Raw genomic sequence first — 25,726 nt, 5'->3', positions numbered from 1 at the left:
CACCCGGCCCCGGCGACGCCGGGGCCGGGTGCGCGTGCTCAGACGTTCGCCACCAGCAGGGCGGGCTGCTCGACGCAGTCCGCCACGTGGCGGAGGAACCCGCCGGCCACCCCGCCGTCGCAGACCCGATGGTCGAAGGTGAGGCTGAGCTGGGTGACCTTGCGGACCGCCAACTGCCCGTCGACCACCCACGGCTTGTCCACGATGCGCCCGACACCGAGCAGCGCCGCCTCGGGGTGGTTGATGATCGGGGTGGAGCCGTCCACGCCGAACACCCCGTAGTTGTTCAAAGTGAAGGTGCCGCCGGTCAGCCGGGCCGGGGGCAGGGTGCCGGCCCGGGCCGCGGCGGTGGTCTCGGCCAGGGCGGCGGCCAACTCCCGGGTGGTCAGCCGCTGGGCGTCGCGGAGCACCGGGACGACCAGCCCCCGGTCGGTCTGCGCGGCGATGCCCAGGTGCACACCGGCCGACTGGACGATGCGCTGGCCCTCGGTGTCGACGTGGGCGTTGAGCTGCGGGTACCTCCGCAGCCCGCTGAGGCAGATCCGGGCCAGCAGGGCCAGGATGCTGACCGGCGCGTCCGGGGTGGCGGCGTTGATCGCGGCCCGGGTGGCCAGCAGCCCGGTCGCGTCCACGTCGACCCAGATGGTCACCTCGGGGATTTCCCGCCGGCTGCGGGAGAGCTTGTCGGCGATCACCTTGCGGATGCCGGTGAGCGGGATGACCACGTCCCCGTCGGCGGCCGGGGCGAGCCCGACGTGCGCCGGGGGCGCGTCCGGCACGGCCGCCAGCCTCGCGGCCGGCGCGACGAGCGCGGCCTCGACGTCGGCGCGGCGGATCACTCCACCCGGGCCGGTGCCGCGCAGCGACGCCAGGTCGACGCCGCGCTCCCGGGCGAGCCGCCGGACGATCGGGGAGATGACCAGCGCGGCCCCAGCCGGCCCGGCCTGGGCCGGCACTCCGGCGTCGCCCGCCGCCGGCCGGCCCGTGGCGTCCCGCCGGTTGGCCGCCGCGGCGGTCGGGGCGGCCACGCCGGCCGGCGCCGGCTGCTCCCGGGTGCCGCCGGCCGCCGTGCCGGCGCCGGGCTCGGACGCCAGCGCCAGCCGCGGGCGGCGCCGCCGCCGTCCGGAGCCGCCGTGGCCGGTGCCGTACCCGATCAGGACGTTGCCGGAGCCGGCCCGCTCCTCCTCGCGGTAGGTGGCGTGCGGATCGTCCCCGGCCTCGCCGTCGAGCGGGGCGATGGTGATCAGCGGCTGGCCGACCGGGCGGACCTCACCCGCCGCGCCGTGCAGGGCGACGACCCGGCCGGCGTACGGGCAGGGCACGTCGACGACGGCCTTGGCGGTCTCCACCTCGACGACGGTCTGGTCCACGGTCACCACGTCGCCGACGGCGACCCGCCACTCGACGATCTCCGCCTCGCTCAGCCCTTCCCCGAGGTCGGGCAGCAGGAAGTCCCGGGTGCCGACGGAGGTGGTCATGCCGTGCCGGCCGGGCATGCGCTCACGGCCCTCGCTCCGCTCGGTGCGTTCGCTCATGCCGTGCTGACCGGGCATGCGCTCACGGCCCTCGCTCCGCTCGGTGCGTTCGCTCATGCCGCCACCCACCGCTCGTCGGGCTGGTCGTCCCACTGCAGCCGGGCCACGGTGTCCAGCACCCGGTCGACCGACGGCAGGTGGGTGTGCTCCAGCATCGGCGCCGGGTACGGGATGTCCAGCCCGGACACCCGCAGCACCGGGGCGTGCAGGGCGTGGAAGCAGCGCTCCTGCACCCGGGCGGCGATCTCCGCGCCGACCCCGGCGAAGCCCTGCGCCTCCTGGATCACCACGCAGCGGCCGGTCCTGCGCACCGAGGCGGTGACCGTGGCGTCGTCGAACGGCACGATGCTGCGCACATCGACCACCTCCAGGTCCCAGCCCTCCTCGCGGGCCGCCTCGGCGGCCTCCAGCGCCACCGGCACGGCCGGCCCGTACGCGACGAGGGTGGCGTCGGTGCCGGGCCGGCGGACGACCGCCGTGCCGAACGGCGCGGTCCGGGCCGGCAGCTCCGCCTCCGCGCTGGCGAAGTAGAGCTTCTTGGGCTCCATGAACACGACCGGGTCCGGGTCGTCGATCGCCTCGCGCAGCAGCGAGTACGCGTCCTCGACGGTGGCCGGGGTGACCACCTTCAGGCCCGGGGTGTGCGCGTAGTACGCCTCGGACGAGTCGCAGTGGTGCTCCACGCCGCCGATGCCGCCGGCGTACGGGACCCGGATGACGATCGGCACGCTCAACGCGCCCCGGGTGCGGTTGCGCAGCTTCGCCACGTGCGAGGCGATCTGCTCGAACGCCGGGTACGCGAAGGCGTCGAACTGCATCTCGACCACCGGCCGCAGCCCGGACATGGCCAGGCCGACGGCGAAGCCGACGATGCCGGCCTCGGCGAGCGGGGTGTCGAAGCAGCGCTTGTCGCCGAACCGGGCCTGCAGCCCGTCGGTGATCCGGAAGACGCCGCCGAGCTGGCCGACGTCCTCGCCGAAGACCACCACCCGCTCGTCGTCGAGCATCGCGTCGGCGAGCGCCGCGTTGAGCGCCTTCGCCATGGTCATGGTGGCCATCAGGCGTCCCCCTCCTCGTCGCGGGCCGCGGCCAGTTCGGCGCGGACCTGCTCGCGCTGCTCGACCAGTTGCGGGGTCGGCTCGGCGTACACGTGGTCGAAGAGGCTGAGCGGGTCCACCGCCGGCTGGGCGTTCATCCGGTCGCGCAGCGCGGCGGCGTACGCCTCGGCCTCGTCGGCGATCGCCGCGACGGCGGCGTCGTCCAGCGCGCCCCGGTTGCGCAGGTACGCCTCCAGCCGGGCGATCGGGTCGCGGTCCCGCCACGCCTCGACCTCCTCGGCGTCCCGGTAGCGGGTCTGGTCGTCGGCGTTGGTGTGCGGTTCCATCCGGTAGGTGTGCGCCTCGACCAGGAACGGTCCCTTGCCGGCGCGGGCGTGCGCGACGGCCCGGGTGAGCACCGCGAGCACGGCCACCGGGTCGTTGCCGTCGACCTGCTCGCTGGGCACGCCGTAGCCGACGCCCTTGTAGGCCAGGCTCGGCGCGGCGGTCTGCCGGGACAGCGGCACGCTGATCGCGTACTTGTTGTTCTGCACGAAGTAGACCACCGGGGCCTTGAACACGGCGGCGAAGTTGACCCCCTCGTGGAAGTCGCCCTCACTGGTCGCGCCGTCGCCGATGAAGGCCAGCGCCACGGTGTCGCGCCCCTGGTAGGACTCCCCGTACGCCAGGCCGGCGGCATGCACGCACTGGGTCGCCAGCGGGGTGCACTGCGGTGCGGTGTGCGCGGCGGCCGGGTCGTACCCGCAGTGCCAGTCGCCGCGCAGCAGGGTGAGCACCTCGACCGGGTCGATGCCGCGGGCGGTCAGCGCCATCGACTCGCGGTAGGTGGGGAAGACCCAGTCGGTGTCGTGCAGCGCCAGGACGCCGCCGACCTGGCAGGCCTCCTGGCCCCGGGAGGACGGGTAGACGGCGAGCCGGCCCTGCTTGGTCAGCGCGGTGGCCTGCACGTCGAAGCGGCGGCCGACGACCATCCGCCGGTACATCTCCCGCAGCGCTTCGACGGGCGGCTCCGGGTAGTCGTCCCGGGCCGGCAGCGGGGTGCCGTCCGGGTCGAGCAGGCGGACCGGCTCGGTGTGCGGCAGCAGGCCGGCCGACGGATCGGGGGCGGCCGGGGTGGCCGGCCGGCGGGTGCGGGGGGATGCCCTGCGGACCGCCTGGGGTGTGGTCGTCACGGCGGGGACCTCCTGGACGTGTGGTGGCCCTATGCTCCTGCTGTTGGATGATTGACTCAACATCCGGGATGAACGCAGGACGAATGGCAGTGAGATGAGGCCGTCATGAGCCAGGAGACCGGCACCACACCGGGCGCGACGGCCGGAACGGGACGTTCGGCCGGGCCGCTGGACGAGGTCGACCGGCGGATCCTGCACGAACTCGTCCGCGACGGCCGGCTCTCCATCCGCACGCTGGCCGAACGGGTGCACGTCTCGCGCACCAACGCGTACGCCCGGGTGGAGCGGCTGCTGCGGGACGGGGTGATCGCCGGGTTCCGGGCGCTGGTGGCGCCGGAGCCGGCCGGGCTGGGCACCTCGGCGTACATCGCGCTGACCATCGAGCAGAACACCTGGCGCGAGGTGTCGGCCGAGCTGGCCCAGGTGCGCTACATCGAGCACGTCGCCCTGCTCAGCGGCGAGCACGACGTGCTGGCCCTGGTCCGGGCGCCGGACAACGCCACCCTCCGCGACGTGGTGCTGGACCGGGTGCAGAGCATCGCCGGGGTGCTGTCGACCCGGACCTGGCTGGTCTTCGAGGAGTACGACGGGACGCAGAGCCCCTGGCAGTGACGGCGGTCAGCGCTCCGGCGGGGCCTCCAGGCCCTCCCGGTCGGCCAGCTCCAGCAGCGGCTCCAGGGAGAACCGGCGGTCGTCGAGGCCGGCGTGCGGGTCACCCCGCTCGGCGAACCGGGCCGGCAGGCTCAGCACGTCGAAGTCCTCCGGCCGGGCGTCGTCCAGCTCGGCCCAGTCCAGCGGCGCGGAGACCAGCGCGCGCGGGGTGGGCCGGATCGAGTACGCCGAGGTCACCGTGTGGTCCCGGGCCATCTGGTTGTAGTCGACGAAGACCGGCCGGTCCCGCTGGTCCCGCCACCAGGTGGTGGTGACCAGGTCGGGCAGCCGGCGCTGCACCTCCCGCCCCAGCGCCAGCACCGCCCGCCGGCACTCGCCGAAGCTCCACCGCGGCTCGATCGACAGGTAGACGTGGATGCCCCGCCCGCCGGTGGTCTTCGGGTAGCCCACCAGCCCCAGCTCGTCGAGGAACGCCCGCACCTCGTGGGCCACCGGCACCACCTGGGCGAAGTCGACGCCCGGCATCGGGTCGAGGTCGATGCGGAGCTGGTCGGGGTGCTCCACGTCGGTCTTCGACACCGGCCACGGGTGGAACCGCAGGGTGCCCAGGTTGGCCGCCCAGATCACCACGGCCAGCTCGCTCGGAGCCACCTCGTCGGCGGTCCGGCCGCTCGGGAAGGTGATGTGCGCCGTGCGTACCCAGTCGGGCGCGCCCGCCGGCAGTCGCTTCTGGTAGAACGCGTCGCCCTTGTTGGTCTGCCGGGTGGCGACCTTGGCGCCCTCGAAGACGCCGCGCGGCCAACGCTCCAGCATGGTCGGCCGGTCTCGCAGGGCGCGCAGGATGCCGTCGCCGACGGCCAGGAAGTAGCGGACCACGTCCAGCTTGGTCAGCCCGCGTTCCGGAAAGTAGGGCTTGTCGGGGCTGGAGACGCGGACCAGCCGCTCCCCCACCCGGATCTCCTCGGCCGCCGTGGTCGCCACGCCTCACACCGTACGACGCCGGGGGCCCGCGCGCGGGGAGGTCGTCAGGCGACCAGCAGCGCCCCGAGGCCGATCAGCGGCACCCCGACGAAGAGGAAGATCCCGGCCCCGGTGAGCACCCGCCCGTCGCCGGCCCCCTCCCGCTCCGGAGCCAGCCCGAACACGCTCCGGGCCGGCATCGTCTCGATCCGGCTCAACGTCAGGTCGCCGGTCATCCCGATCAGCGCGCCGACCACCATGCAGGCCACACCGAGCCGGTGCTCGAATTCCCCGCCGTCGACCGCGACCCACACGCCGACGATCGCCGCCACCAGCGCCACGGCGACGACGAAGAGCACCAGTGCCTCGCGTAGACCCCTGATCACCGTCATCCGTGCCGCCCCCGACCGACCTGTCCCTGCCTGATCGGTAGTTTCGCACGTCGATGCGACCGGCGCCGTCCCGCGCGAGCCGTCCCGAGGGCCGCTGCCCGGCCGGGGCTGCCCGACCCGCCCCGGCGCGCGCCGGCCGGGCCGGGCCGCGTCCCGACCCGGGCGCGGCACGGTGGCCGCCGGCACGGTTACCCGCCGTGGGCCGGGGGTACCGCAGGCCGCATGGCGGAACTGGCAGGGCTCTGGATCATCCGGCACGGGGAGAGCACCGCGAACGTCGCGGCCACCGCGGCCGAGGCCACCGGCGCCGAGCTGATCGACCTCACCCACCGGGACGCGGACGTGCCGCTCTCCCCCACCGGCGAGGAGCAGGCCCGGGCCACCGGCCGCTGGCTGGCCGGGCTGCCCGCCGACCGCCGCCCGGACGTGGCGGTGGTGTCGCCGTACCTGCGGGCGGTGCGGACCGCCGAGTTGGCCCTGCACGGCACGGACGTGCCGGTGAGCCGGGACGAGCGGCTGCGCGACCGGGAGCTGGGCATCCTCGACGGGCTCACCGGGCACGGCGTCGGGCACCGGTACCCGGAGGAGGCGCGGCGCCGCGCCCGGCTCGGCAAGTTCTACTACCGGCCGCCGGGTGGCGAGTCGTGGACCGACGTGGCGCTGCGGCTACGCGCGCTCCTCGGCGACCTGCGCCGCGACCACGCCGGCCACCGGGTGCTGCTCTTCGGGCACGACGCGCTGGTGTTCCTGCTCCGCTACCTCATCGAAGGGCTGACCGAGGCCGAGCTGATGGCGCTCACCCGGGAGCACGTCATCGCCAACTGCTCGGTGACCGGCTGGTCCGCCGACCGGGCCGGCCGGCTGGCGCCGGAGGTGTTCAACGACGTGGCCCACCTGCACCAGCAGGGCGCGCGGCCGACCAGGGAGGACGAGGTCCATGCCGAACCGGTCTGAGGTGATCACGCCCGCGCTGCTGCGGGACTGGACGCTGCCCGTGCCGACCGGCGGGAAGGAGGCCCGTGGCACCGTGCTGGTGGTCGGCGGCTCCCGGTTCACCCCCGGCGCGGTGCTGCTGGCCGGGGTCGCCGCGTTGCGCGCCGGTGCGGGGGTGCTGCAACTGGCCGCGGCCGAGTCCACCGCCGCCGCGCTGAGCATCCAGGTGCCCGAGGCGCTCGTCGTCGGCCTGCCCGAGACCGGCGACGGCGCGGTGCGCGGTGACCCGGGCGACCTGCTCGACGGGCTGGTCGCCGAGGCGGACGTGGTGACCGTCGGGCCCGGGCTCAAGGACATCGACGCCACCGGCGGCCTGCTGCACCTGGTCCTCGGCGCGGCCCGGCCGGAGACGTCGCTGGTGCTCGACGCGTACGCCCTCGGCGCGCTCAGCCACGAGCCGGACCTGCTGGTCGGCTCCGGCCGCCGGGTGGTGCTCACCCCGAACCTCACCGAGGCGCGCCACCTGCTCGGCGACGAGCCCGGCGACGATCTGGACGCGGCGGCGGCCGAGGTGGCCCGCCGGTACGACGCGGTGGTCTCGCTCTACGGCCACATCGCCACCCCGGACGGGCAGGGCTGGCGGGAGGAGAGCGGCGACGCCGGCCTCGGCACCTCCGGCAGCGGCGACGTGCGTGCCGGCCTGCTGGCCGGGCTGCTCTCCCGCGGCGCGGAGCCGGCGCAGGCCGCCTGCTGGGCCGCGTTCGCGCACGCGGTGAGCGGGCAGCGCCTGGTGCCCCGGTATGGGCGGATCGGCTTTCTCGCCCGTGAGCTGCTCGACGAGATCCCCTACACGCTGGCCACCGTCTGACGGTTATGGTCTGCCCGTTCGGGTGTGTGTAACAACACACCCGCTCCCTACGCTGATTGCCCGAGAGCAAGCGACCTGCTTGTTCTCCGCCGGCCCGCTGCCCACCAGGCAGTGGGGCCCGGCCAGATCGGCCCCCTGGGAGTCTGTGTGAAGAACCTCCGTCGCAAGACACTGGCCGCCGCGTCCGCGATGACGCTCGGCGCCGGCCTCGCCGTCACCGGCGGGCTGGCTCCGGCGGCGGCCGCCGGACCGGACACCTCGTATCTGGTCCTCGCCCCGCAGGGCGCCAACACCAGCAAGGCAGCCGCCCGCGTGGCGGCCGCCAAGGGCACCGTCGTGGCCAGCTACGACCAGATCGGCGTGCTCGTCGTCCGCTCCACCAACCCGGCCTTCGCCACCCAGGTGGCGGGCGCCGGCGTGGAATCGGTCGCGTCCACCGCCGGTCTGGGCACCGCCCTCGACGAGGGCGAGACCGTGGAGGCCACCGCGGCCGACGTCGCCGCCGCCACCGGCGACCCGACCACGGAGCCGCTCTACAGCCTGCAGTGGGACATGGACATGATCCACGTGCCGCAGGCCCACGCGGTCAACAACGGCAGCCCGAACGTCGTCGTCGGCGTGCTGGACAGCGGCATCTCCAGCAGCCACCCGGACCTGGCGACCCAGATCGCCAAGGACAAGAGCACGTCCTGCATCGGCGGTGTCACCGACACCACCGAGGCGGCGTGGAACCCGACCACCAGCGACCACGGCACCCACGTGGCCGGCACCATCGCCGCCGCCGTCAACGGCGTCGGCGTGACCGGCATCGCGCCGGGCGCCAAGGTCGCCGCCGTGAAGGTGGTCAACGACGACGGCTACATCTTCCCGGAGGCCGCGGTCTGCGGCTTCGTCTGGGCCGCCGAGCACGGGATGCAGCTGACCAACAACAGCTACTACATCGACCCGTGGGAGCTGAACTGCAAGAACGACCCGCGGCAGCGGCCGGTGTGGCAGGCCGTGCAGCGGGCGATCCGCTACTCGCAGTCCAAGGGCGTGCTCAACGTGGCGTCCGCGGGCAACTCCAACTACGACCTGGCCCACAAGATCACCGACACCGGCAGCCCGAACAACGGGACGCCGGAGAACCGCGAGAACCTCACCAACGCCTGCCTCGACCTGCCGGCCGAGGCGCCGGGCGTGGTGACCGTGTCGGCGGTCGGCCCGACCGGGGAGAAGAGCTACTACTCCTCCTACGGCCAGGGCGTGGTGGACGTGACGGCGCCGGGTGGCGACACCCGGTTCCGGACCCAGGGTGTGCGCTCGACCAGCAGCGACTCCATCCTGTCCACCACCTTCAACACCGCCACCCGGACCAACGGGTGGGGATACAAGCAGGGCACCTCGATGTCCGGCCCGCACGCCACCGGCGTCGCGGCGCTGGCGCTCTCCGCGCACCCGGGGATGACCCCGGGCCAGCTGGCGTCGTTCCTGGAGCGTACGTCGGTGGCGCAGGCCTGCCCGGCGGGCGTCTACAACCCGGTCCCGTTGATCTCGGCGACCGACCCGCACCTCTACGACGCGACCTGCTCCGGCGGCGGCGCGCGTAACTCGTTCTACGGCGCCGGCATGGTCGACGCCTACAACGTGGTGCGGTAGCGGTAGCGCCAACCACGGTGGGGCCCGGCGACGCGTCGCCGGGCCCCACCCGTTTGTCCAGGTCGGGGCGGGGGTACCGGGGCGACATCAGCCGACTCTAGGAGGTCAACGGTGTCCACCGATGCCATCGTCCTGCTCAAAGAGGACCACAAGGAGATGCGCCGCCTGTTCAAGGCGTTCCAGGATGCCGAGGAGGGGCCGGCAAGCGAGCGGAAGAAGCTGGTCACCCAGATCCTCGAGGCGCTGACCGTGCACACCTACCTCGAGAACGAGGTCATGTACCCCGAGGTGCGCAAGCTGGTGCCGGACGTCGAGGACGACATCCTCGAGTCGTACGAGGAGCACCACGTGGCCGACGTGCTCTGCTTCGAGCTGTACACCATGGACGCCGACGACGAGCGGTACAACGCCAAGACGACGGTGCTGATCGAGAACGTGCTGCACCACGTCGAGGAGGAGGAGCAGGAGTGGTTCCCCAAGGTCCGCGACGCGCTCGGCCGTAACCAGCTCCAGGAGATCGGACAGCGGATGATCGACCTGCGCCCGAAGGCGCCGAAGACCCCGACCGCCCCCAAGGCGCTGAAGAAGTCGCTGGACGCCGTCGTCGCCTGAGCCGGACCGACCACCCGACGGCGGGACCCGGCCTCGGCCGGGTCCCGCCGTCCTGCGTACCGGTCAGTCGCCGGAGCCGGGCTCGGCCATCTTCCGGTGCTGCTCCGCCTTCAGCCGATCCGGGACGATCTTGCCCTGCCCGCCTCCGCCGCGGCTAATCCCCGCCGCCGCGACCGGCCGGTCCGGGCGACACCCCGGGGATGTCCGGGTGACCCCGGCGGCCGGGCCGGGCGTACCCGGTAGGATCAGGCCGGGCCGTGACTGGCGCGTGGGGATGGAGAACCATCGGGAAGCGGTCCCGTCATGAGGACGCACGCCGAGCGCCTGGGCCTTCCGCACGTCATCAGGAGGTCGCATGTCGCCGAACGCCGGATCCACCGCCTTCCGCAGCGCGCTGGAGGTGATCCGCGCCGTCGAGCCGCGGGTGGCGGACGCCATCGGGGCGGAGCTGGCCGACCAGCGCGAATCGCTCAAGCTCATCGCCAGCGAGAACTACGCCTCCCCGGCCACCCTGCTGGCCATGGGCAACTGGTTCAGCGACAAGTACGCCGAGGGCACCATCGGCCGCCGCTTCTACGCCGGCTGCCAGAACGTGGACACCGTCGAGGCGCTCGCCGCCGAGCACGCCAAGGAGCTGTTCGGCGCGGCCCACGCGTACGTGCAGCCGCACTCCGGCATCGACGCCAACCTGGTCGCCTTCTGGGCGATCCTCGCCGACCGGGTGGAGTCGCCCGCGCTGAAGAAGGCGCAGGTGCGCCAGGTCAACGAGCTGACCGAGGCGGACTGGTTCGCGCTGCGCCGCGAGCTGGGCAACCAGCGGATGCTGGGCATGTCGCTGGACGCCGGCGGGCACCTGACCCACGGCTTCCGCCCGAACATCTCCGGCAAGATGTTCGACCAGCGCAGCTACGGCACCGACCCGGCCACCGGCCTGATCGACTACGACCAGGTGCGGGAGGCGGCCCGCGAGTTCAAGCCGCTGATCCTGGTGGCCGGCTACTCGGCGTACCCCCGGAAGGTCAACTTCCGGATCATGCGGGAGATCGCCGACGAGGTCGGCGCCACCTTCATGGTCGACATGGCGCACTTCGCCGGCCTGGTCGCCGGCAAGGTCTTCACCGGCGACTTCGACCCGGTGCCGCACGCGCACATCGTCACCACCACCACCCACAAGTCGCTGCGCGGCCCGCGCGGCGGCATGGTGCTCTGCGGCCCGGAGCTGGCCGACCAGGTCGACCGCGGCTGCCCGATGGTGCTCGGCGGCCCGCTGCCGCACGTGATGGCCGCCAAGGCGGTCGCGCTGGCCGAGGCCCGCCGTCCCGACTTCGCCGACTACGCGCAGCGGATCGTGGACAACGCCCGGGCGCTCGCCGACGGGCTGCTGCGCCGCGGCGCGAAGCTGGTCACCGGCGGCACCGACAACCACCTGGTGCTGATCGACGTCACCGGCTACGGCCTCACCGGTCGGCAGGCCGAACAGGCGCTGCTCGACTCGGGCATCGTCACCAACCGCAACGCCGTCCCGCAGGACCCGAACGGCGCCTGGTACACCTCCGGCGTCCGGATCGGCACCCCGGCGCTGACCACCCGAGGGCTGGGCACCGCGGAGATGGACGCCACCGCCGAGCTGATCCACACCGTGCTCAGCCAGACCCAGCCGGGCGAGTCCAAGGCGAAGTACGTGCTCGACCCGGCCCTGGCCGACCAGGTCAACAAGCAGGCCAGCGACCTGCTGGCCGCCTTCCCCCTCTACCCCACCGTCAACCTCACCTGACGCTGTCCCACCGCCCCACGCCGGGGCTGTCGATCATGAAGTTGGCGGCACGGAACGCGCCTTCCCCGGCCGCCAACCTCAGATCACGCCGGCGTGGGGTGGGGTGGGTCAGCCGCGGAGAGGCCGTTTCAGGTGGTAGCGGTGGACCTCGGTGCTGCCCTGGACGTTGTTGACGTCCTCGGCGGCGGAGACCAGTTCCCAGCCCTCCCGGCCGACGCGGTTCAGGTGAGCGATCGCGGTATCGCCGTAGGGTGTCACGTCGGTGCGGGACCCGTCCGGGGCGTACCAGACGAACGACACGTGGAAATTGCGGCCCTGCCCCTGATAGCGGCGGACCAGCAACGCGTACTCCCAGGCAACCATCCGTCCATTATCAACGGTGCTCACCGCGGCCGGGAACACGGGTGGTGGCGGAACGGCGACACTGCGCCGTCAGGCCGGGCTGCGCACGGCGGCCAACTCGTCGCTGACCAGGGCGGCCAACCGGTCCAGGCCCAGCTCGATCTGCGCCGGGGTGACCGCGCTGACCGACAGCCGCAGCGCCTTCACCCGCGCCCCGTCGTCGTAGAAGTGCGCCATCGGGGTCCACAGCACGCCGTAGCTGCGGGCCGAGCGGTGCAGCAGCGCGTCGTCGACGGCGAACGGCACGGTCACCACCACGAAGAAGCCGCCGGCCGGGACGTTCCAGCACACCGGCCCGCCGGCCGGGAAGCGGGCCGCCAGCCCGTCCACCATGTGCCGCAGGTTGCGCGCGTACGCCGCCCGCTCGCGGGCCGTCGCCGCGACCAGCGAGCAGTCGTGGGCCAGCAGCGCCCCACCGATCACCGCCTGGGCGATCGGCGAGGTGTTCACGGTGACCATGCTCTTGATCTTGGCGAGCTGGTCGGCGAGCGGCCCGACCGTCCCGTCGGAGCCGGCCACCCGCTGGTCGGCCACGACGTACCCGACCCGGGCGCCGGGGAGCACGGTCTTGGCGAACGAGCCGAGATAGACCACCCGGCGCCGGGTGTCCAGCGCCTTGAGGGTGGGCACCCGCTCGGTCCCCGCGGCCGGGAACAGGCCGTACGGGTTGTCCTCGATCAGCAGCAGCTCCTCCTCGGCGGCCAGGTCGAGCAGGCGGCGCCGCTGGTCCAGGCCCATGCTGACCCCGGACGGGTTGGCGAAGTCGGGCATCACGTAGCAGCCGCGCGGGCGCAACCCCTCGGCGCGGGCCCGGCGCACCTGGGCGCGCAGGTCCGCCAGGTCGACGCCGTCCGGGCCACCGGCGACCGGGCGCACCGGCAGGTCCACCAGCCGGGCCGCGCCGGTCAGCCCGACGTAGGTGGGGGCGACGGCGAGCAGCACGTCACGCGGGCCGGCGCGCAGCGCCCGCAGCACCAGGAACATCGCCTCCTGGCAGCCGACGGTCACCACGATCGTCTCCGGGTCGACGGTGAGCTGCTCGTCCACCGCCAGGTTGCGGGCGATCAGGTGGTGCACGATGCCCTTGGTCCGGCCGTACTGGAGCAGGGTCCGGTCCACCTGCGCCGGGCTCAGCCCCAGGTCGTCGGCGAGGTGCCGGCGGAAGGTGTCCAGGTGCCGGGCCGGCGCCGCCGAGTCGAAGAACTCCTCGTACGGGCGGCCGGCCGCCAACGACACCGCGTCCGGGTAGTGCTGCGCCACCTCGTTGAGGAAGTTCATCGAGTTCAGCGCGGGGTCGTCGACCGACGGGTGCAGGTCGGCGACGGTCAGCTCCACCGGCTCCATGTCAACCTCCGATCAGGGTGCGCAGCTGCCGGGCGGCGGCCGGGTCGGCGCAGCCGGCGAGGGTGAGCGCGTCGCGCAGCTCGGCGCCGAGCAGGGCCAGCGCCGCCTCCGCGCCGGCCCGGCCGCCGGCCGCGAGGGCCCAGAGCAGGGGTCGCCCGACCAGCACCCCGCTCGCGCCGAGGGCGAGCGCGCGCAGCACGTCCGCGCCGCCGCGCACACCGCTGTCGAGCAGCACCGCGCAGCGCTCCCCCACCGCCGTGACCACCTCGGGCAGCACGGCGGCGCTGGCCGGCGCGCCGTCGAGTTGCCGGCCGCCGTGGTTGGAGACCACCACGGCGTCCACCCCGGTCTCCGCCGCGCGCACCGCGTCGCGCGGGTCGAGGATGCCCTTGACCAGCAGCGGCAGCCGGGTACGCTCCCGCAGCCAGGCCAGGTCCGCCCAGCTCAGCGCGGGGGCGAAGACCGCGCCGGTGTGCACCGCCACCGCCGAGACGCCCGGGGTGCCCTGGTGCGCCAGGTCGTCCCGGCCGCCGGGCAGGTTCGCGGCCGTGACGTGCGGCGGCAGGGCGAACCCGTTGCGCACGTCGCGCAACCGCCGGCCGAGCACCGGCACGTCGACGGTGACCATCAGGGCGGAGCAGCCGGCGTCGTGCGCCCGGTCCAGCAGGTCGGCGACCAGGCCCCGGTCGCGCAGCCAGTAGAGCTGGAACCAGACCGCGCCGCCGACCGCGGTGACCTCCTCGATAGGCGTGCTGCCCAGGGTGCTCGCCACGTAGGGGACGTCCGCCGCGCGGGCGGCGGCGGCGAGGGCCAGCTCGCCGTCGGGGTGCAGCAGCTTCTGGTACGCCATCGGCGCGACCGCCACCGGCATGGCGTACCGGCCGCCGGGCAGGGCGGCCCCGGTGTGCGGCCGGTCCACCCCGGTCAGCACCCGGGGCAGCACCGCCACCCGGTCCAGCGCGGCCCGGTTGGCGGCCAGCGTGGTCTCGGTGCCGCTGCCCCCGTCGACGAAGTCCCAGACGGCCGGGGGCAGCACCGCCCGGGCCAGCTCGGCGAAGTCCGGGAGGCTGGCCGGCGGCACGAACGCGGCCCCGGCGGCGACGTCCCGCCGCCCCGGCACCGCCCAGCCGTCGGGGGCCGCCGGGTCCGGGACCGGGCTCCGGTCGGTGGTCACCGGTTCAGCCATGGCCGGACCCGCCCGCGACACCCGCCGGGGAGCCGCCGGTGCCGCCCGCCGGGGAGCCGTCCACACCGGCGGTCGGGGCGGTTGCGAGCCGCTGCCGCAGGAAGGCCGCCGCCTGCTCCTGGGCCCGCCGGCCGGCGTCGAACACGCCCGGCATGGCGAAGAAGCCGTGCACCATCCCGTCGTAGCGGGTCAGCTCGGTCGGTACGCCCGCCTCGCGCAGCCGGGCCGCGTACCGCTCCCCCTCGTCGCGCAGCGGGTCGTGCTCGGCGGTGATCACCAGGGCCGGTGGCAGCCCGGCGAGGTCCTCGGCGAGCAGCGGCGAGGCCAGCGGGTGCGCCGCGTCGGCCGGGTCGGTCAGGTAGTGCCCCCGGTACCAGGCGACGGAGTGCCGGTTGAACAGCAGCGGGTCCTCGTCGTCCGCCAGGCCCCGGCCGGGCCGCTGGTCGGTGTTGGGATAGATCAGCAGTTGGGCGGCGAGCCGGGGTCCGCCGTCGGCGCGGGCCAGCAGGGTGACCGCGGCGGCCAGGTTCCCGCCGGCGCTGTCGCCGCCGACCGCGATCCGGTCCGGGTCGGCCCGGAACTCGTCGGCGTGCCCGGCCAGCCACCGCAGCGCCCGGTGGCAGTCGTCCACGGCGGCCGGGAAACGGTGCTCCGGCGCCAGCCGGTAGCCGACCGTCACGGTCTGGCAGCCGGCGAGGTTCACCAGCCGGCGGCAGATCCCGTCGGCGGTGTCCACGCTGCCCAACGTCCAGCCGCCACCGAAGAAGTAGAGCAGGGTGGGCAGCGGGCCGTCCCCGGCCGGCCGGTGGATCCGCACCGGCAGCGGCCCGTCCGGACCGGGCAGGTGCGTGTCGCGTACCTCCGCGACCGGTTCGACCGCGCCGGCGCCGGCGCGGATCGCGGCGAGGTCGGCGGCCCGGGCCTCGGCCAGGGTCTGGGTGTAGAGGGGTGCGGCGCCGGCGGCCGCGCGCGCGGCCCGCCACGCGACCACCTGCGGGTCGAGGGCCATCGGGTCTCCTAGCTGCCGGTGGTGACGAAGAGCTTGTCGATGCCGCGCAGGAAGAGGCTGCCGCTGTAGCTGAAGTCGCGGGTGACGGCCAGCCGCGGGAAGCGGGCGAAGAGCCGGGGCAGCGCGAGCCGGCCCTCCAGCTTCGACACCGCCGAGCCCAGGCAGAAGTGCAGCCCCACGCCGAAGGCGAGCGAGGGCGGCCCGGCCCGGTACGGGTCGAAGCGGTCCGGGTCGGGGAAGCGGGACGGGTCCCGGTTGGCGGCGGCGATCAGCAGCAGCACGTTCTCGTCCCGCCGCACCGGCACCCCGCCCAGCTCGGTGTCCTCCGGCGCGGCCCGGGCCAGGAAGTGCACCGGGCTCTCCAGCCGCAGCACCTCGTCCACGCAGCCGCGCGCGAGGGCGTCGTCGCCGGGCAGCGCGGCGGTCACGTCCGGGTGGCCCAGCAGCAGCGGCAGCCCGTTGCTGAACATGTAGACGGTGGTGACGAAGCTGGCGTTGAAGAGCACGATCAGGTTGCTGATCAGCTCCTCCTCGGTCAGCTCGACCCCGCCGGCGTCGCGCACCTCGACCAGCCCGCTGATCAGGTCCTCGCCGGGGCTGCGGCGGCGGTGCGCGATCAGCTCACGGTAGTAGTCGCGCAGCTCGTCGGCGGCCTGGTTGGCCCGGGCCAGCCGCTCCGGCGTCTTGCCGGCCACGTCCATGTACTCGTCGATCCAGTCGACCCGCTGCCGGTACCAGGCGAGGTCCGCCTCGGGCAGCCCGATGAACTCGGCCATCACCCGGGCCGGCACCGGGTACGCGAAGTCGGCGACGAAGTCCACCTCGGTGCCGCCGGCGCCGGCCTCGGCCATCCGGTCCAGGTGCTCCGCGACGACCCGCTCGATCACCGGCTCCAGCGCGCCGAGCCGGCGCGGGGTGAACGTCTTGGCGAAGACCCCGCGCATCCGGGTGTGGTCCGGCGGGTTGATGAACATCATCGAGGTCAGGAAGGTGCGCAGGATCTCCTGGTCCTGCCAGTTCGGCGGGGCGCCCTTGTACCACCCCGGGTCGCGCAGCACCTGGTCGACCAGGTCGTAACCGCCGGCCACGGCGGTGATGGTGCTGTGCTCGGCGCGGGTCGGGACAGCGCTGATCGGCCCGTGCCGGTGCAGGGCCGCGTACCACGGATAGGGGTTCTGCCGGCCCTGCTCGCTGTACAGGCCGGTGAGGATCTCGTCGACGTCCACGCGGATTCTTCCTCCCCAGGAAAGGACGACGGGGGCGGCGCGGTGCCGGCGCCGCCCCCGCCGGTCTCACAGACCGAGCAGTCGCAGCGGGACGGCGTTCGCCATCGCCTGCGCCCCGGCGTCGTTCGGGTGGATGTGGTCCCCGGCGTCGTACGCCGGCAGCAGCCGGCTCGGCCGCGCCGGGTCGCGCAGCACCGCGTCGAAGTCGAGCACGCCGTCGAACTCGGCCCGGCCGGCGCCGCGCAGCCAGTTGTTCACCGCCTGCCGGGTGGCCTCCTTCTCCTCGGTCCACACCCCGGGACCGCCGTTGCCCTCGTACGGGGTGATGGTGCCGACCAGGCTGGTCAGGCCGCGCTCCTGGGCCTGCCGGTTGACCTGGCGCAGCGCGGCGATGATCGCCTCGGCGCTGTCGCCGTTCATCCAGATGTCGTTGATGCCCAGGTGGGTGATGAGGGTCCGCACCCCGGTCTGCGGGAAGACGTCCTCGTTGAGCCGCGCGAGGGCGTTGGGGCCCAGCTCGTAGTAGCCGGGGAAGCCGCCCGCGCCCGGCTCGGTGCCCTCGTGGTTGAGCCGGTTGCCGGACAGGCTCAGGTTGAGCACGCCCGGGGTACGCACCTCGGGGCGCGCGTCGATGAGCCGCGCGGCCAGCAGGTCCGGCCAGCGCCGGTCGGCGTTGACGGTGCTGCCGTTGCCGTCGCCGATGGAGTCACCGAGGACGACCACCGAGCCGGGGCTGAGCCGGCGTTCCACGTCGACGCCGGAGAGGAACATCCAGCAGCAGTCCGGCTTGATGGTGAAGCCGGTGCCGCCGGTCGCGGTGGTCAGGTCGGTGGCGCCGATGAAGTTGGTGGCCCGGGACTGGCCGTGGAAGGTGACCGGGCCGGTGAGCACCGGGAAGTACAAGGTCACCACCAGGTCCTCCTGCTCGCGGACCGGGAAGGTGAGCGGGTCGCTGAGCAGCTCGGCGCCCTTGTTGATGGTGGCCGAGGTGGCGCCCTGGAAGGTCAGCTCGCGTACGCTGCCCGGGACGACGTCGGACCGGTCGTCCGCGGTGGCGGTGTTCGGCCGGGCCACGGTGGCGTGACCCACCTTGACGGCCTGCTCGCCGTAGAGGTTGGTGAGCCGGATCCGGACCCGGTCGCCCCCCACGGTGGTCTGCACGGTCATCCGGATGCTCTGGTCGTTCAGGCCGGTGTTGGTCAGCCCGACGGTGTTGCCGCGGGTCACCGCGGCGGCCCAGCTCCCGGCCCACACGGTGCGCCCGGGCGCGGCGCGGTCGGTGTCGGCGGGGCCGGCGCTGGCGGTCACCGCGGGGGTGCCGGCGATCAGCAGCGTTACGGCGGACGCTATGACGTGCCATCTCTTCGGGGTCGGCATTGATCCTCCATCGTCGGCAGCCCCGGACGCGGCACGATCGGCGCCGCCGACCGGGCGATGGACCGGAAACTAGCCGTCGGCGGTGACGAGCGTCAATCGACCTGATCGACATGATCAAATGTCCGGGGGGTGTCACCGGACGCCGTTCGGCTCTGTCCGCCGTGGACCGGGGCTGCCTAGGCTCGGTGTTGGCGGCGGTGCGGTCGCCGACCCTGGCACCTGTCGCCGCGTCCCGGTTCCAACCGGCCCGGACGCTGGCGTCGACGGCCGTCGTGGCACCCCCGACCGGGGTGGGCGGCCGTCCACGGATCACGATGGGGGCTGCCCGATGACCGACCGGCCGAACTACGTGCACGAGGCGCTGGAACTGTTCGCCGGGTTCGGCGACCGGGAGGCCCTCGTCGGCGGGGGCCGGCGGCTGACCTACCGGCACGTCGCCGCCGAGGTGCGCGGCCTGGCCGGCGCGCTGCGGCGGCACGGGGTACGCCCGGGCGACGCGGTCCTGGTGATGCTCGGCAACACCGTCGAGGGGCCGTTGCTCCAGCTCGCCCTGCACCTGCTGGGCTGCCGGAGCATGTGGGTCGCCCCGGTGACCTCCCGCCGCGAGGTCGACGAGTTCGTCGCCCTGGCCCGCCCGGACGCCTTCGTGTTCGACCCGCGCGAGCCCGACTCGCTCGGCGCGCAGATCGCCGCCGGGCTCTCCGGCGTACCGGTGCTCTGCCTCGGCCCCGGCGGCGCGGGACCTGACCTCACCGCCGGCACCGACGGCGCGCCGGCGGCGCTGCCCGCGCGGCCGCCCGCGCCGGAGTCGTTCCTGCAGACCAGCGGGACCACCGGCACCCCGAAGCTGGTGCACCACCGGGAGAGCTTCTACCGGCAGGTGCTGGCCCTGGCCGCCGACTTCCGCGCGGCCGGCTTCCCGCTGCTGCGGCACCTGTCGCACTCGCCGATGTGGCTGGCCAGCGGCCAGATCACCACGCTGATGAACCTGTTCACCGGCGGGGTGCTCTTCCTGCGCGAACGCTGGGACCCGGAGGCGTTCGTCCGCACCGTGCACGCCGAGCGGCTGACCTCCACCTTCGTCACCCCGCCGATGCTCTACGAGGTGCTCGACCACCCGGCCCTCGACGGCGCCGACTTCTCGCACATGTTCATGTTCAACGTGGGCGCCGGGCCCGCCGCGCCGGCCCGGCTACGCCAGGCGATCGCCCGCTTCGGCCCGTGCCTGCGCATCGTGTACGGGCTCAGCGAGGCCGTGGTGATCTGCGCGCTGCCGGGGCTGACCGAGGACCCGGAGCACCCGGAGCGGTTGCGTTCCTGCGGCCGCCCCTACGGGGACGTGGCGGTGGAGATCCGCGATCCGGACGGCCGGGTGCTGCCGGCCGGCGCCGACGGCGAGGTGTGGGTCCGCACGAAGTTGAGCTTCGCCGGCTACCACGGCCAGCCGGAGCTGACCGCCGAGACGCTGGTGGACGGCTGGGTACGCACCCGCGACGTCGGCCACCTGGACGACGACGGCTACCTCTATCTGGTCGACCGGCTCGCCGACCGGATCCTCACCCGGCAGCGCAGCTGGCCGATCTACTCCCGCCCGATCGAGGACGTGCTCGCCGCCCACCCGGAGGTACGCGCCGCGGCCGTGATCGGGGTGCCCGACGAGGTGGCCGGCGAGTTGCCGTACGCGTACGTGGTGCCGGCCCCCGGGGCCACGGTGACCGGGGACGAGTTGATCGCGCTGGTCACCCGGGAGCTGAGCGGGACCTGGGCGCCGGGCGCGGTGGAGTTCGTCGACGCGTTGCCGCTGAACCGCTCGGCCAAGGTGGACAAGCGTGCCCTGCGCGCCCGGTACGCGGCCGACCATCCGACCGACGCGGACGCGGTGGGCACGGTGATCGGCAGCCCGGCGTGAGCCCGCGCCGGGAGCTGTACACGCTGGTCGGCGCCGACCTGCTGTCGAACCTCGGCACCCGGATCTCGGTGGTGGCCATCCCCTGGCTGGTGCTGCAGACCACCGGCAGTCCGACCCGGATGGGCCTGGTCGCCGCCGCCGAGACCCTGCCGTACATGCTCTCCAGCGCCCTCGCCACCCCGTGGGCGGACCGGTTCGGGGTACGCCGTACCGCGGTGACGGTCGACGCGGCCAGCGCCGCGGCCATGGCCGTGGTGGCGCTCGCCCCCTGGATGGGCTTCGGCGCGCTGCTGGCCCTGGTCGCGGTGGCCGGGGGGTTGCGCGGCATCGGCGACCGGGTCAAGCACGTGCTGTTCAAGCCGGCCGCCGAGCGGGCCGGAGTGCCGCTGCTCCGGCTCACCTCCGCCTACGACGGGCTGGCCCGGGGTATGACGCTGTTCGGGGCGGTGCTGGGCGGGCTGCTCATCAACTGGGTGGGGGTCACCCGGGCGATCTGGCTCGACGCGGCCACCTTCGCGGTCTGCGCGCTGATGATCGGGGTGCTGATCCGCCCGCCCGCGCCGGCGCAGCCGGCCCCCCGGGAGAGCTACCTGCGCGCGCTGCGCGGCGGCTTCGGCTATCTGCGCACCGACCGGGTGCTGCTGACCATGCTGGTCGTGGTCTCGGTGTCGAACATGTTCGCCAACGCCAGCGTGGCGGTGTGGATCCCGCTCTGGGTGGACCGGGTGCTCGGCGACCCGGCCGGGTTCGGCCTGGTGCTCGGGGTCTTCTCCGGCGGCGCGCTGCTGGGCAACCTGCTGTTCACGGTGGCCGGTACGCGGCTGCCCCGCCAGGCCACCTTCGCGCTGGGGCTGGCGCTCAGCGGCGCGCCAAGGTTGCTCGCGTTGGCGCTCAGCGACGACCTGGTCGTGGTGCTGGTCGTCACGTTCGTCTCCGGCATCGCGATCGCGGCGGTCAACCCGCTGCTCGGCGCCGCCCTGTACGAGCGGGTGCCGGCCGCGTTGCAGACCCGGGTGCTGGGCATCTCCGGCTCGGTGGCCTTCCTCGGCCTGCCGGTGGGGGCGCTGCTGGGTGGCTGGTCGGTGGCCGCGCTCGACCTGCGGCCGGCGCTGCTGGTGATGACCGTGGCCTGCCTGGTGCTGACCGTGGGGCCGCTGCTGCTGCGCCGGCGGGCCGCCGACCGGCCGGCGGCGGCGGAGCCGGTGGCCTCCACCCCGGCCTGACCGGTCGGCGCCGGGCCGGGCGACCCGCCCGGCGTCAGCGGTAGGTGAGCAGCACGACGCCGTTGCCGAACCGCCGTTCGGCCACCAGGTCCAGGTCGAGGCGCATCCCGGGCGGGAAGAGCGGCCGGCCGGAGCCGAGCACGACCGGGTTGACGTAGAGCCGCCACTCGTCGACCAGGCCGTGCCGGGCGAACGTGGCGGCCAGTTCGGCGCCGCCGAGGGCCAGGTCACCGCCGGGCTGCTCCTGGAGCGCCCGCACCTGCTCCGGCACGACCTCGCGTACCACCGTGGTGTTCCAGTCGGCGTGGTCCAGCGTGCGCGAGTAGACGATCTTCGGCATGTCCCGCCAGATGGCGGCGAACTCCTTCTCCGGTCCGCTGCTGGCCGGGTCGCGGTCGGCCGTGGGCCAGTAGCCGGCCATCAGCTCGTAGGTGCGCCGGCCGTCGAGGAAGGCGCCCATCCCGCGCAGTTCGTCGTTGAAGTGCTGGTGCAACTCCTCGTCGACCCGGTGCCAGCTCAGGTCGCCGTCGGGCCCCTCGAAGAATCCGTCGAGGGAGACCGACATGGCCACGATGATCCTGCGCATCTCTGCTCCATCCGGTTGCCGGGCCGTCCGGCCAGTCTGCCAGTCGCACCCCGCGCACCGGGGGACGCGAGCGCGGCGCGGGCCGGACGGCGACCGGCCGCCACGCCGCACGGGACGGTCCACCCGCCCCGGGCCGCGTATGGTCGGGCGATGGCGACCTGGGACGACGTACGCCGGATCGCGCTCACGCTGCCGGAGACCAGCGAGCGGGGCAGCTACGACGACCGGCCCGCCTGGCGGGTACGCGACAAGATCTTCGTCTGGGAGCGGCCGCTGCACGCGCCCGACCGGGCCGCCCTCGGCGACGCCGCGCCGGACGGTCCGATCCTCGGCGCCCGGGTGCCCGACCTGGGCGCGAAGGAGGCACTGCACGCCGACGACCCGGCGGTCTACTTCACCACCCCGCACTTCGACGGCCACCCCGCCGTGCTGGTCCGCCTCGACCGGATCGACGTGGCCGAGCTGACCGAGCTGATCACCGAGGCGTGGTACGCGCGCGCCCCGAAGCGCCTCGCCGCCGCCCACCGCACCGCCGCCACCGACGAACCCGGCGGGGCCCGGCCGGCAGGCTGACGGCCCGCGCCAGGGCCGAGGAGCCGATCCGGAACCGCCGCCGCGTAGACCGAACGCAGGAGCCCAACGAACCGGCGCGCGACCTGTGCGGGGCTCGGGGTCGTGACCGCCGAACCGCAACCCCGCTTCTCAGGCCGGGGTGAGGACCGCCTCCTTGAGCAGGCGGCGGGCCAGGACCAGCCGGTCGGCGTCGTCGTCCAGGCCGGGTAGGTCCCCCACCCGGGTGACGTCGCCGCTGAGCACCGCCCGCAGCGCGGGCTCGCAGGTGCCCGGCAGGGTGACGGTGCGGTCGAACAGGCGCAGCGCCACCCTGCCGTCGCCGGTCGGGGCGAGCTGCCAGCGCAGGCCGGCGCGGACCGCCACCCGGCTGTCCGGGCCGAGCGCGGCCAGCGCGGCGGCCTGGGCGAGCGGCCGGATCGGCGCGGGGCGGGCGGCCGGCCAGGCCCGGGCGCGCAGCCGGGCGGCCAGCGACGCCGGGTCGGCCCGCAGCAGCCAGTCGCGCAGCGCCTCCACCGTCTCGGTCAGCTCCGGCTCGATGGCGTCCGGGTCGGCAACGTCGAGGCCGAAGGGCAGCCCGGCGCGCAGCCGGGGATCCTCGGCGGCCAGTGCCAGCAGCTCCTCGACCAGCGCGTACCGGGTCAGCGCCCGGATGCCCACGGTCAGGTGCAGCGAGCTGGCCTCCTGCGCCTGGGCGCTGTGCAGCCAGCCGCGCGGCAGGTAGAGCGCGTCGCCGGGCTGGAGCACCACGTCCAGCGCGGGCCGGCCCTCGGCGGTCGCGGCGATCTCGTCGGCCCGCCCGCCCCAGGGCTGCTTCTCCAGCGGGTCCGGCAGCACCGGCGGGTGGATCCGCCAGTGCTTGCGGCCGTCGACCTGGAGCACGAACACGTCGTGGGTGTCGTAGTGGGTGGCGAAGCCCTGGCTGCCGGCCGGGGTCAGGTAGGCGTTGACCTGCAACGGCTGGGCCAGCGCGAGGCCCAGGTCGCGGGCGAAGTCGACCAGCGCCGGCCAGATGCGGTGCAGGCCCTGCAGGACCAGGGTGGCACCGTCGGCGTACAGGGCCAGGATCTGCTCGTCGAGGACCTGGTCGCCGATCTCGGCGCCCGCGCCGCCGCCGCCGGTCCAGCGCGCCGCGGGCACGAGCTGGCCGTCCTTGGCCACCCGCAGAAACGGGGTACGCAGGCCGCGCCGGCTGAGCAGCTCGTCGGCGTCGGCCGGGCTGAGCAGGTCGCGGAAGCCGGCCGGGTTGGACAGCTCGGCGGCGCGGGACAGCAGCGGGCTGCGCCCCCAGTGGTCGGCGGCGAACTTGGCCGGCTCGACCGCCACGCACCGGGCCAGCGCCGCCGCCGCGGCAGACGGAACCGCCGGGCGGCCGTGGCCGCCCGGCGGGACGAGGTGCGTCGTGGTCATGGGTCAGGCGCTGCCGTCGGCGCCGCCGTCACGCTGGCCGGACGTCGCGCCACCGTCGGCCGGGCCCTCGGCGCCGCCGTCCGCGCCACCGTCCTGCTGGCCGGGGGTCGCACCACCGTCGGCCGGGCCCTCGGCGCCCTGGTCCGCGCCGCGATCGGCGCCGCGCTCCGCGCCCCGGTCCGCGCCGCCGTCGGCACCGCCGTCCTGCTGGCCCGGAGTAGCGCCACCGTCCGCGGGGCCTTCCAGCCCGCCGCCGCCGGTGGTCTGCATGTCGTCGTCGTTGAGTGCCATGGGTGCTCCCTCGGGTGTGCCGCCCCGCCCGTGCGTCGGGGTCCGTCGTGCAGCGGGTTCCTACCCCACGCGCGATCTGCTCTAACCACACGGTAGACGCCGGAACCCGCCGGTACGGACGGTTCGCCGCGCCCCGCCCGGTGGCGTCCGGTGCACGCCCGCCCGGCGGACACCGCCGACCGGTGCCAGGATGGCGGTGCGGGCGGCGCGGCGGGAGGTGGGCGATGTTCCTGATCGGCACCTCCGGCTGGCAGTACCGCGACTGGCGGGAACGCTTCTACCCGGCGAAGCTGCCGCAGCGGGGCTGGTTGGAGCACTTCGCGGCCCGGTTCGCCACGGTGGAGGTGAACAACGCGTTCTACCGGCTGCCCGAGCGGGACACCTTCGTGGCGTGGCGGGACCGGACCCCGGACGACTTCTGCGTGGCGGTGAAGATGAGCCGCTACCTCACCCACATCAAGCGGCTGCGCGAGCCCGCCGAGCCGGTGGCCCGCTTCCTGGACCGGGCCGGCGGGCTGGGCGACCGGCTCGGGCCGGTGCTCGTGCAGCTGCCGCCGAACCTGCGCGCCGACCCGGCGGCGCTGGACGCCACGCTGCGGCTGTTCCCCGGCGAGGTGCGGGTGGCGGTGGAGCCGCGGCACCCGTCCTGGTGGACCGACGACGTCCGGCGGGTGCTGGAGCGCCGCCGCGCCGCGCTGGTCTGGGCGGACCGGGGCAGCCGGCCGGTCACCCCGCTGTGGCGGACCACCGACTTCGGCTACCTGCGGCTGCACGAGGGACGGGCCCGGCCCTGGCCGCGCTACGGCCGCACCGCCCTGGCCACCTGGGTACGCCGGCTGGCCGACGCGTTCGGCCCCGACGAGCCGTCGTACGTCTACTTCAACAACGACCCCGGCGGCGCCGCGATCGTCGACGCGGTGGCCTTCGCGGCGCTGGCCCGGCGGGCCGGCCGGCCGGTGACCCGCACGCCGGCGGCCCGCCCCACCGGTACGGTGGAGCGGGCCGGGACGGTGCCGGTCACGGGATCATCGCGCCCAGGTCCCGCGGCATCGACGACTTGACGTCCTGCCACTCGCCCTGGGTCACGTGTCGGCGCAGGGTGTCCAGCACCACCTGCACCACCCGCTGCGGGCCGCCCTCCACGTCGTACGGGAAGCCCTGCCGGACCTCGTAGAGGAAGTCGTCCCGGTTCAGCTTGATCGGCACGTTCTCCGGCTGCCAGCCGTCGAAGTAGATGCCCCGCAGCAACACCGGCAACTGCTGGGCGAACTCGGCGCTCTCCGTCACCGGCAGCCGGTCGCGCAGCAGGTGCAGCACCGTGCGCAGCGCCGCGTACGACTGGTTGCGCTGCTCCTTCGGCCAGCCGTACGCCGATTCGATCTCCTTGAGGATCACGTTGGTCTTGTCCAGCGAGGACTCGAACGCCGACATCACCTGCTCAGCCATCTGCCCACCCCCGTGTATCGGTCTCCCAGCGTCGGTCGTCGGTGCGTCGCGGCGGCCCGCTGGGCCCCCGCCAGAGCCGGGTCGGACTGATCCGACCGGGCCGCTCGCCGCGCCGGGGCGCGTCGGACCGCCCGACCACGTGCAGCACCCCGCCGCGGCGTCGATCCGCAACGACTCGCACCGTCATGGCCCA

At 74.5% G+C, this 25,726-nt stretch carries 25 protein-coding genes and 1 riboswitch; of the genes, 10 read left to right on the top strand and 15 right to left on the bottom strand.

Annotation, left to right across the window (positions count from 1 at the left end):
* Positions 1–38: 38 nt before the first annotated feature.
* The 3 genes from AB0I11_RS21180 to pdhA all read right to left on the bottom strand — a co-directional run bounded on the left by AB0I11_RS21180 (position 39) and on the right by pdhA (position 3,798).
* Positions 39–1,478 carry a dihydrolipoamide acetyltransferase family protein gene (locus tag AB0I11_RS21180; RefSeq protein ID WP_357323068.1) on the bottom strand — a complete coding sequence of 480 codons (1,440 nt, stop codon included), beginning with the start codon at positions 1,476–1,478 and terminating at the stop codon, positions 39–41.
* Between the two features lie 110 nt (positions 1,479–1,588).
* Positions 1,589–2,593, bottom strand: a complete 1,005-nt coding sequence (locus tag AB0I11_RS21175) for an alpha-ketoacid dehydrogenase subunit beta (RefSeq protein ID WP_357322886.1) — start codon at positions 2,591–2,593, stop codon at positions 1,589–1,591.
* Entirely contained in the window at positions 2,593–3,798 is a 1,206-nt protein-coding gene (gene pdhA / locus AB0I11_RS21170; RefSeq protein WP_357323065.1) for a pyruvate dehydrogenase (acetyl-transferring) E1 component subunit alpha, read from the bottom strand. The genes AB0I11_RS21175 and pdhA overlap by 1 nt, the downstream gene beginning before the upstream one ends.
* Positions 3,799–3,870: 72 nt before the next feature.
* Here pdhA and AB0I11_RS21165 point away from each other — a divergent pair, with 72 nt between their 5' ends.
* Positions 3,871–4,377 (top strand): Lrp/AsnC family transcriptional regulator, encoded by a 507-nt coding sequence (locus AB0I11_RS21165; RefSeq protein ID WP_357322882.1) that lies wholly within the window; start codon positions 3,871–3,873, stop codon positions 4,375–4,377.
* Between the two features lie 6 nt (positions 4,378–4,383).
* Here AB0I11_RS21165 and AB0I11_RS21160 read toward each other — a convergent pair whose 3' ends face one another.
* Together AB0I11_RS21160 and AB0I11_RS21155 are read right to left on the bottom strand one after the other, a co-directional pair.
* Entirely contained in the window at positions 4,384–5,358 is a 975-nt protein-coding gene (locus AB0I11_RS21160) for a DNA primase small subunit domain-containing protein (RefSeq protein ID WP_357322879.1), read from the bottom strand.
* Positions 5,359–5,402: 44 nt separating this feature from the next.
* A complete protein-coding gene (locus AB0I11_RS21155) occupies positions 5,403–5,729 on the bottom strand; it encodes a hypothetical protein (protein WP_357322876.1) in 327 nt (108 codons plus the stop codon).
* A gap of 222 nt (positions 5,730–5,951) precedes the next feature.
* Between AB0I11_RS21155 and AB0I11_RS21150 the strand changes: the two genes are divergently transcribed.
* The 5 genes from AB0I11_RS21150 (at position 5,952) to AB0I11_RS21130 (ending at position 11,554) form a co-directional block, all read left to right on the top strand.
* Positions 5,952–6,683: a histidine phosphatase family protein gene (locus AB0I11_RS21150; RefSeq protein WP_357322873.1), complete on the top strand. Its 732-nt coding sequence runs from the start codon at positions 5,952–5,954 to the stop codon at positions 6,681–6,683.
* The gene (locus tag AB0I11_RS21145) at positions 6,667–7,530 is read left to right on the top strand and encodes an NAD(P)H-hydrate dehydratase (protein WP_357322870.1); all 864 of its coding nucleotides are present in this window, start codon (positions 6,667–6,669) and stop codon (positions 7,528–7,530) included. Before AB0I11_RS21150 ends, AB0I11_RS21145 begins: the two co-directional genes overlap by 17 nt.
* Positions 7,531–7,677: 147 nt before the next feature.
* Positions 7,678–9,168, top strand: coding sequence for a S8 family serine peptidase (locus AB0I11_RS21140; RefSeq protein ID WP_357322867.1), 1,491 nt, complete (start codon positions 7,678–7,680; stop codon positions 9,166–9,168).
* A 111-nt stretch (positions 9,169–9,279) separates the two neighbouring features.
* On the top strand, positions 9,280–9,780 hold the full coding sequence (locus tag AB0I11_RS21135) for a hemerythrin domain-containing protein (protein ID WP_357322864.1): 501 nt from the start codon (positions 9,280–9,282) through the stop codon (positions 9,778–9,780).
* A gap of 247 nt (positions 9,781–10,027) precedes the next feature.
* A riboswitch (ZMP/ZTP riboswitch) is annotated at positions 10,028–10,117 on the top strand.
* Between the two features lie 18 nt (positions 10,118–10,135).
* Positions 10,136–11,554 (top strand): glycine hydroxymethyltransferase, encoded by a 1,419-nt coding sequence (locus AB0I11_RS21130; protein WP_357322861.1) that lies wholly within the window; start codon positions 10,136–10,138, stop codon positions 11,552–11,554.
* Positions 11,555–11,662: 108 nt separating this feature from the next.
* Here AB0I11_RS21130 and AB0I11_RS21125 read toward each other — a convergent pair whose 3' ends face one another.
* From AB0I11_RS21125 to AB0I11_RS21100, 6 genes are all read right to left on the bottom strand, one after another.
* Positions 11,663–11,917, bottom strand: a complete 255-nt coding sequence (locus tag AB0I11_RS21125; protein WP_357322859.1) for a hypothetical protein — start codon at positions 11,915–11,917, stop codon at positions 11,663–11,665.
* 69 nt (positions 11,918–11,986) lie between these two features.
* Entirely contained in the window at positions 11,987–13,300 is a 1,314-nt protein-coding gene (locus tag AB0I11_RS21120) for a PLP-dependent aminotransferase family protein (RefSeq protein WP_357322856.1), read from the bottom strand.
* 1 nt (position 13,301) lies between these two features.
* Positions 13,302–14,486, bottom strand: coding sequence for an alpha-hydroxy acid oxidase (locus AB0I11_RS21115; protein ID WP_357322853.1), 1,185 nt, complete (start codon positions 14,484–14,486; stop codon positions 13,302–13,304).
* Positions 14,479–15,495: an alpha/beta hydrolase gene (locus AB0I11_RS21110; RefSeq protein ID WP_357322850.1), complete on the bottom strand. Its 1,017-nt coding sequence runs from the start codon at positions 15,493–15,495 to the stop codon at positions 14,479–14,481. The genes AB0I11_RS21115 and AB0I11_RS21110 overlap by 8 nt, the downstream gene beginning before the upstream one ends.
* Positions 15,496–15,503: 8 nt before the next feature.
* Positions 15,504–16,721 (bottom strand): cytochrome P450, encoded by a 1,218-nt coding sequence (locus AB0I11_RS21105; RefSeq protein ID WP_357322847.1) that lies wholly within the window; start codon positions 16,719–16,721, stop codon positions 15,504–15,506.
* 66 nt (positions 16,722–16,787) lie between these two features.
* Positions 16,788–18,071: an SGNH/GDSL hydrolase family protein gene (locus AB0I11_RS21100; protein ID WP_357323062.1), complete on the bottom strand. Its 1,284-nt coding sequence runs from the start codon at positions 18,069–18,071 to the stop codon at positions 16,788–16,790.
* Between the two features lie 355 nt (positions 18,072–18,426).
* On the opposite strand from AB0I11_RS21100, the gene AB0I11_RS21095 reads away from it, so the two are divergent.
* Together AB0I11_RS21095 and AB0I11_RS21090 are read left to right on the top strand one after the other, a co-directional pair.
* Complete coding sequence (locus AB0I11_RS21095) at positions 18,427–20,007, top strand: AMP-binding protein (protein ID WP_357322844.1); 1,581 nt, start codon at positions 18,427–18,429, stop codon at positions 20,005–20,007.
* Complete coding sequence (locus AB0I11_RS21090) at positions 20,004–21,230, top strand: MFS transporter (RefSeq protein WP_357322841.1); 1,227 nt, start codon at positions 20,004–20,006, stop codon at positions 21,228–21,230. The genes AB0I11_RS21095 and AB0I11_RS21090 overlap by 4 nt, the downstream gene beginning before the upstream one ends.
* A 34-nt stretch (positions 21,231–21,264) precedes the next feature.
* On the opposite strand, the gene AB0I11_RS21085 is transcribed toward AB0I11_RS21090, so the two are convergent.
* Positions 21,265–21,816 (bottom strand): dihydrofolate reductase family protein, encoded by a 552-nt coding sequence (locus AB0I11_RS21085; protein WP_357322839.1) that lies wholly within the window; start codon positions 21,814–21,816, stop codon positions 21,265–21,267.
* Positions 21,817–21,966: 150 nt separating this feature from the next.
* On the opposite strand from AB0I11_RS21085, the gene AB0I11_RS21080 reads away from it, so the two are divergent.
* A complete protein-coding gene (locus tag AB0I11_RS21080; protein ID WP_357322836.1) occupies positions 21,967–22,389 on the top strand; it encodes an MmcQ/YjbR family DNA-binding protein in 423 nt (140 codons plus the stop codon).
* 129 nt (positions 22,390–22,518) lie between these two features.
* Here AB0I11_RS21080 and AB0I11_RS21075 read toward each other — a convergent pair whose 3' ends face one another.
* Together AB0I11_RS21075 and AB0I11_RS21070 are read right to left on the bottom strand one after the other, a co-directional pair.
* Positions 22,519–23,796 (bottom strand): cupin domain-containing protein, encoded by a 1,278-nt coding sequence (locus AB0I11_RS21075; RefSeq protein ID WP_357322832.1) that lies wholly within the window; start codon positions 23,794–23,796, stop codon positions 22,519–22,521.
* A 3-nt stretch (positions 23,797–23,799) separates the two neighbouring features.
* A complete protein-coding gene (locus tag AB0I11_RS21070; RefSeq protein WP_357322828.1) occupies positions 23,800–24,087 on the bottom strand; it encodes a hypothetical protein in 288 nt (95 codons plus the stop codon).
* A 224-nt stretch (positions 24,088–24,311) separates the two neighbouring features.
* Here AB0I11_RS21070 and AB0I11_RS21065 point away from each other — a divergent pair, with 224 nt between their 5' ends.
* Positions 24,312–25,148 (top strand): DUF72 domain-containing protein, encoded by an 837-nt coding sequence (locus AB0I11_RS21065; protein WP_357322824.1) that lies wholly within the window; start codon positions 24,312–24,314, stop codon positions 25,146–25,148.
* Here the strand turns inward: AB0I11_RS21065 and AB0I11_RS21060 are convergent.
* Positions 25,105–25,533: a DUF2267 domain-containing protein gene (locus tag AB0I11_RS21060; protein WP_357322822.1), complete on the bottom strand. Its 429-nt coding sequence runs from the start codon at positions 25,531–25,533 to the stop codon at positions 25,105–25,107. The genes AB0I11_RS21065 and AB0I11_RS21060 overlap by 44 nt on opposite strands.
* Between the last annotated feature and the right edge of the window lie 193 nt (positions 25,534–25,726).

Origin of the sequence: Micromonospora sp. NPDC050495 (assembly GCF_040655175.1) — a bacterium.
Taxonomy (GTDB): Bacteria; Actinomycetota; Actinomycetes; order Mycobacteriales; family Micromonosporaceae; genus Micromonospora.
The sequence above is the reverse complement of the archived record's forward strand: the minus strand, read 5'-3'. Positions and strand labels throughout refer to the sequence as shown.

What these genes read in the sequence shown, in the direction of transcription:
- AB0I11_RS21180 (WP_357323068.1), bottom strand. Translation starts at nt 1,478, where the DNA reads ATGACCACCTCCGTCGGCACCCGGGACTTCCTGCTGCCCGACCTCGGG.
- AB0I11_RS21175 (WP_357322886.1), bottom strand. Translation starts at nt 2,593, where the DNA reads ATGGCCACCATGACCATGGCGAAGGCGCTCAACGCGGCGCTCGCCGAC.
- AB0I11_RS21165 (WP_357322882.1), top strand. Translation starts at nt 3,871, where the DNA reads ATGAGCCAGGAGACCGGCACCACACCGGGCGCGACGGCCGGAACGGGA.
- AB0I11_RS21155 (WP_357322876.1), bottom strand. Translation starts at nt 5,729, where the DNA reads ATGACGGTGATCAGGGGTCTACGCGAGGCACTGGTGCTCTTCGTCGTC.
- AB0I11_RS21150 (WP_357322873.1), top strand. Translation starts at nt 5,952, where the DNA reads ATGGCGGAACTGGCAGGGCTCTGGATCATCCGGCACGGGGAGAGCACC.
- AB0I11_RS21145 (WP_357322870.1), top strand. Translation starts at nt 6,667, where the DNA reads ATGCCGAACCGGTCTGAGGTGATCACGCCCGCGCTGCTGCGGGACTGG.
- AB0I11_RS21130 (WP_357322861.1), top strand. Translation starts at nt 10,136, where the DNA reads ATGTCGCCGAACGCCGGATCCACCGCCTTCCGCAGCGCGCTGGAGGTG.
- AB0I11_RS21125 (WP_357322859.1), bottom strand. Translation starts at nt 11,917, where the DNA reads ATGGTTGCCTGGGAGTACGCGTTGCTGGTCCGCCGCTATCAGGGGCAG.
- AB0I11_RS21120 (WP_357322856.1), bottom strand. Translation starts at nt 13,300, where the DNA reads ATGGAGCCGGTGGAGCTGACCGTCGCCGACCTGCACCCGTCGGTCGAC.
- AB0I11_RS21115 (WP_357322853.1), bottom strand. Translation starts at nt 14,486, where the DNA reads ATGGCTGAACCGGTGACCACCGACCGGAGCCCGGTCCCGGACCCGGCG.
- AB0I11_RS21110 (WP_357322850.1), bottom strand. Translation starts at nt 15,495, where the DNA reads ATGGCCCTCGACCCGCAGGTGGTCGCGTGGCGGGCCGCGCGCGCGGCC.
- AB0I11_RS21095 (WP_357322844.1), top strand. Translation starts at nt 18,427, where the DNA reads ATGACCGACCGGCCGAACTACGTGCACGAGGCGCTGGAACTGTTCGCC.
- AB0I11_RS21085 (WP_357322839.1), bottom strand. Translation starts at nt 21,816, where the DNA reads ATGCGCAGGATCATCGTGGCCATGTCGGTCTCCCTCGACGGATTCTTC.
- AB0I11_RS21080 (WP_357322836.1), top strand. Translation starts at nt 21,967, where the DNA reads ATGGCGACCTGGGACGACGTACGCCGGATCGCGCTCACGCTGCCGGAG.
- AB0I11_RS21075 (WP_357322832.1), bottom strand. Translation starts at nt 23,796, where the DNA reads ATGACCACGACGCACCTCGTCCCGCCGGGCGGCCACGGCCGCCCGGCG.
- AB0I11_RS21070 (WP_357322828.1), bottom strand. Translation starts at nt 24,087, where the DNA reads ATGGCACTCAACGACGACGACATGCAGACCACCGGCGGCGGCGGGCTG.
- AB0I11_RS21065 (WP_357322824.1), top strand. Translation starts at nt 24,312, where the DNA reads ATGTTCCTGATCGGCACCTCCGGCTGGCAGTACCGCGACTGGCGGGAA.
- AB0I11_RS21060 (WP_357322822.1), bottom strand. Translation starts at nt 25,533, where the DNA reads ATGGCTGAGCAGGTGATGTCGGCGTTCGAGTCCTCGCTGGACAAGACC.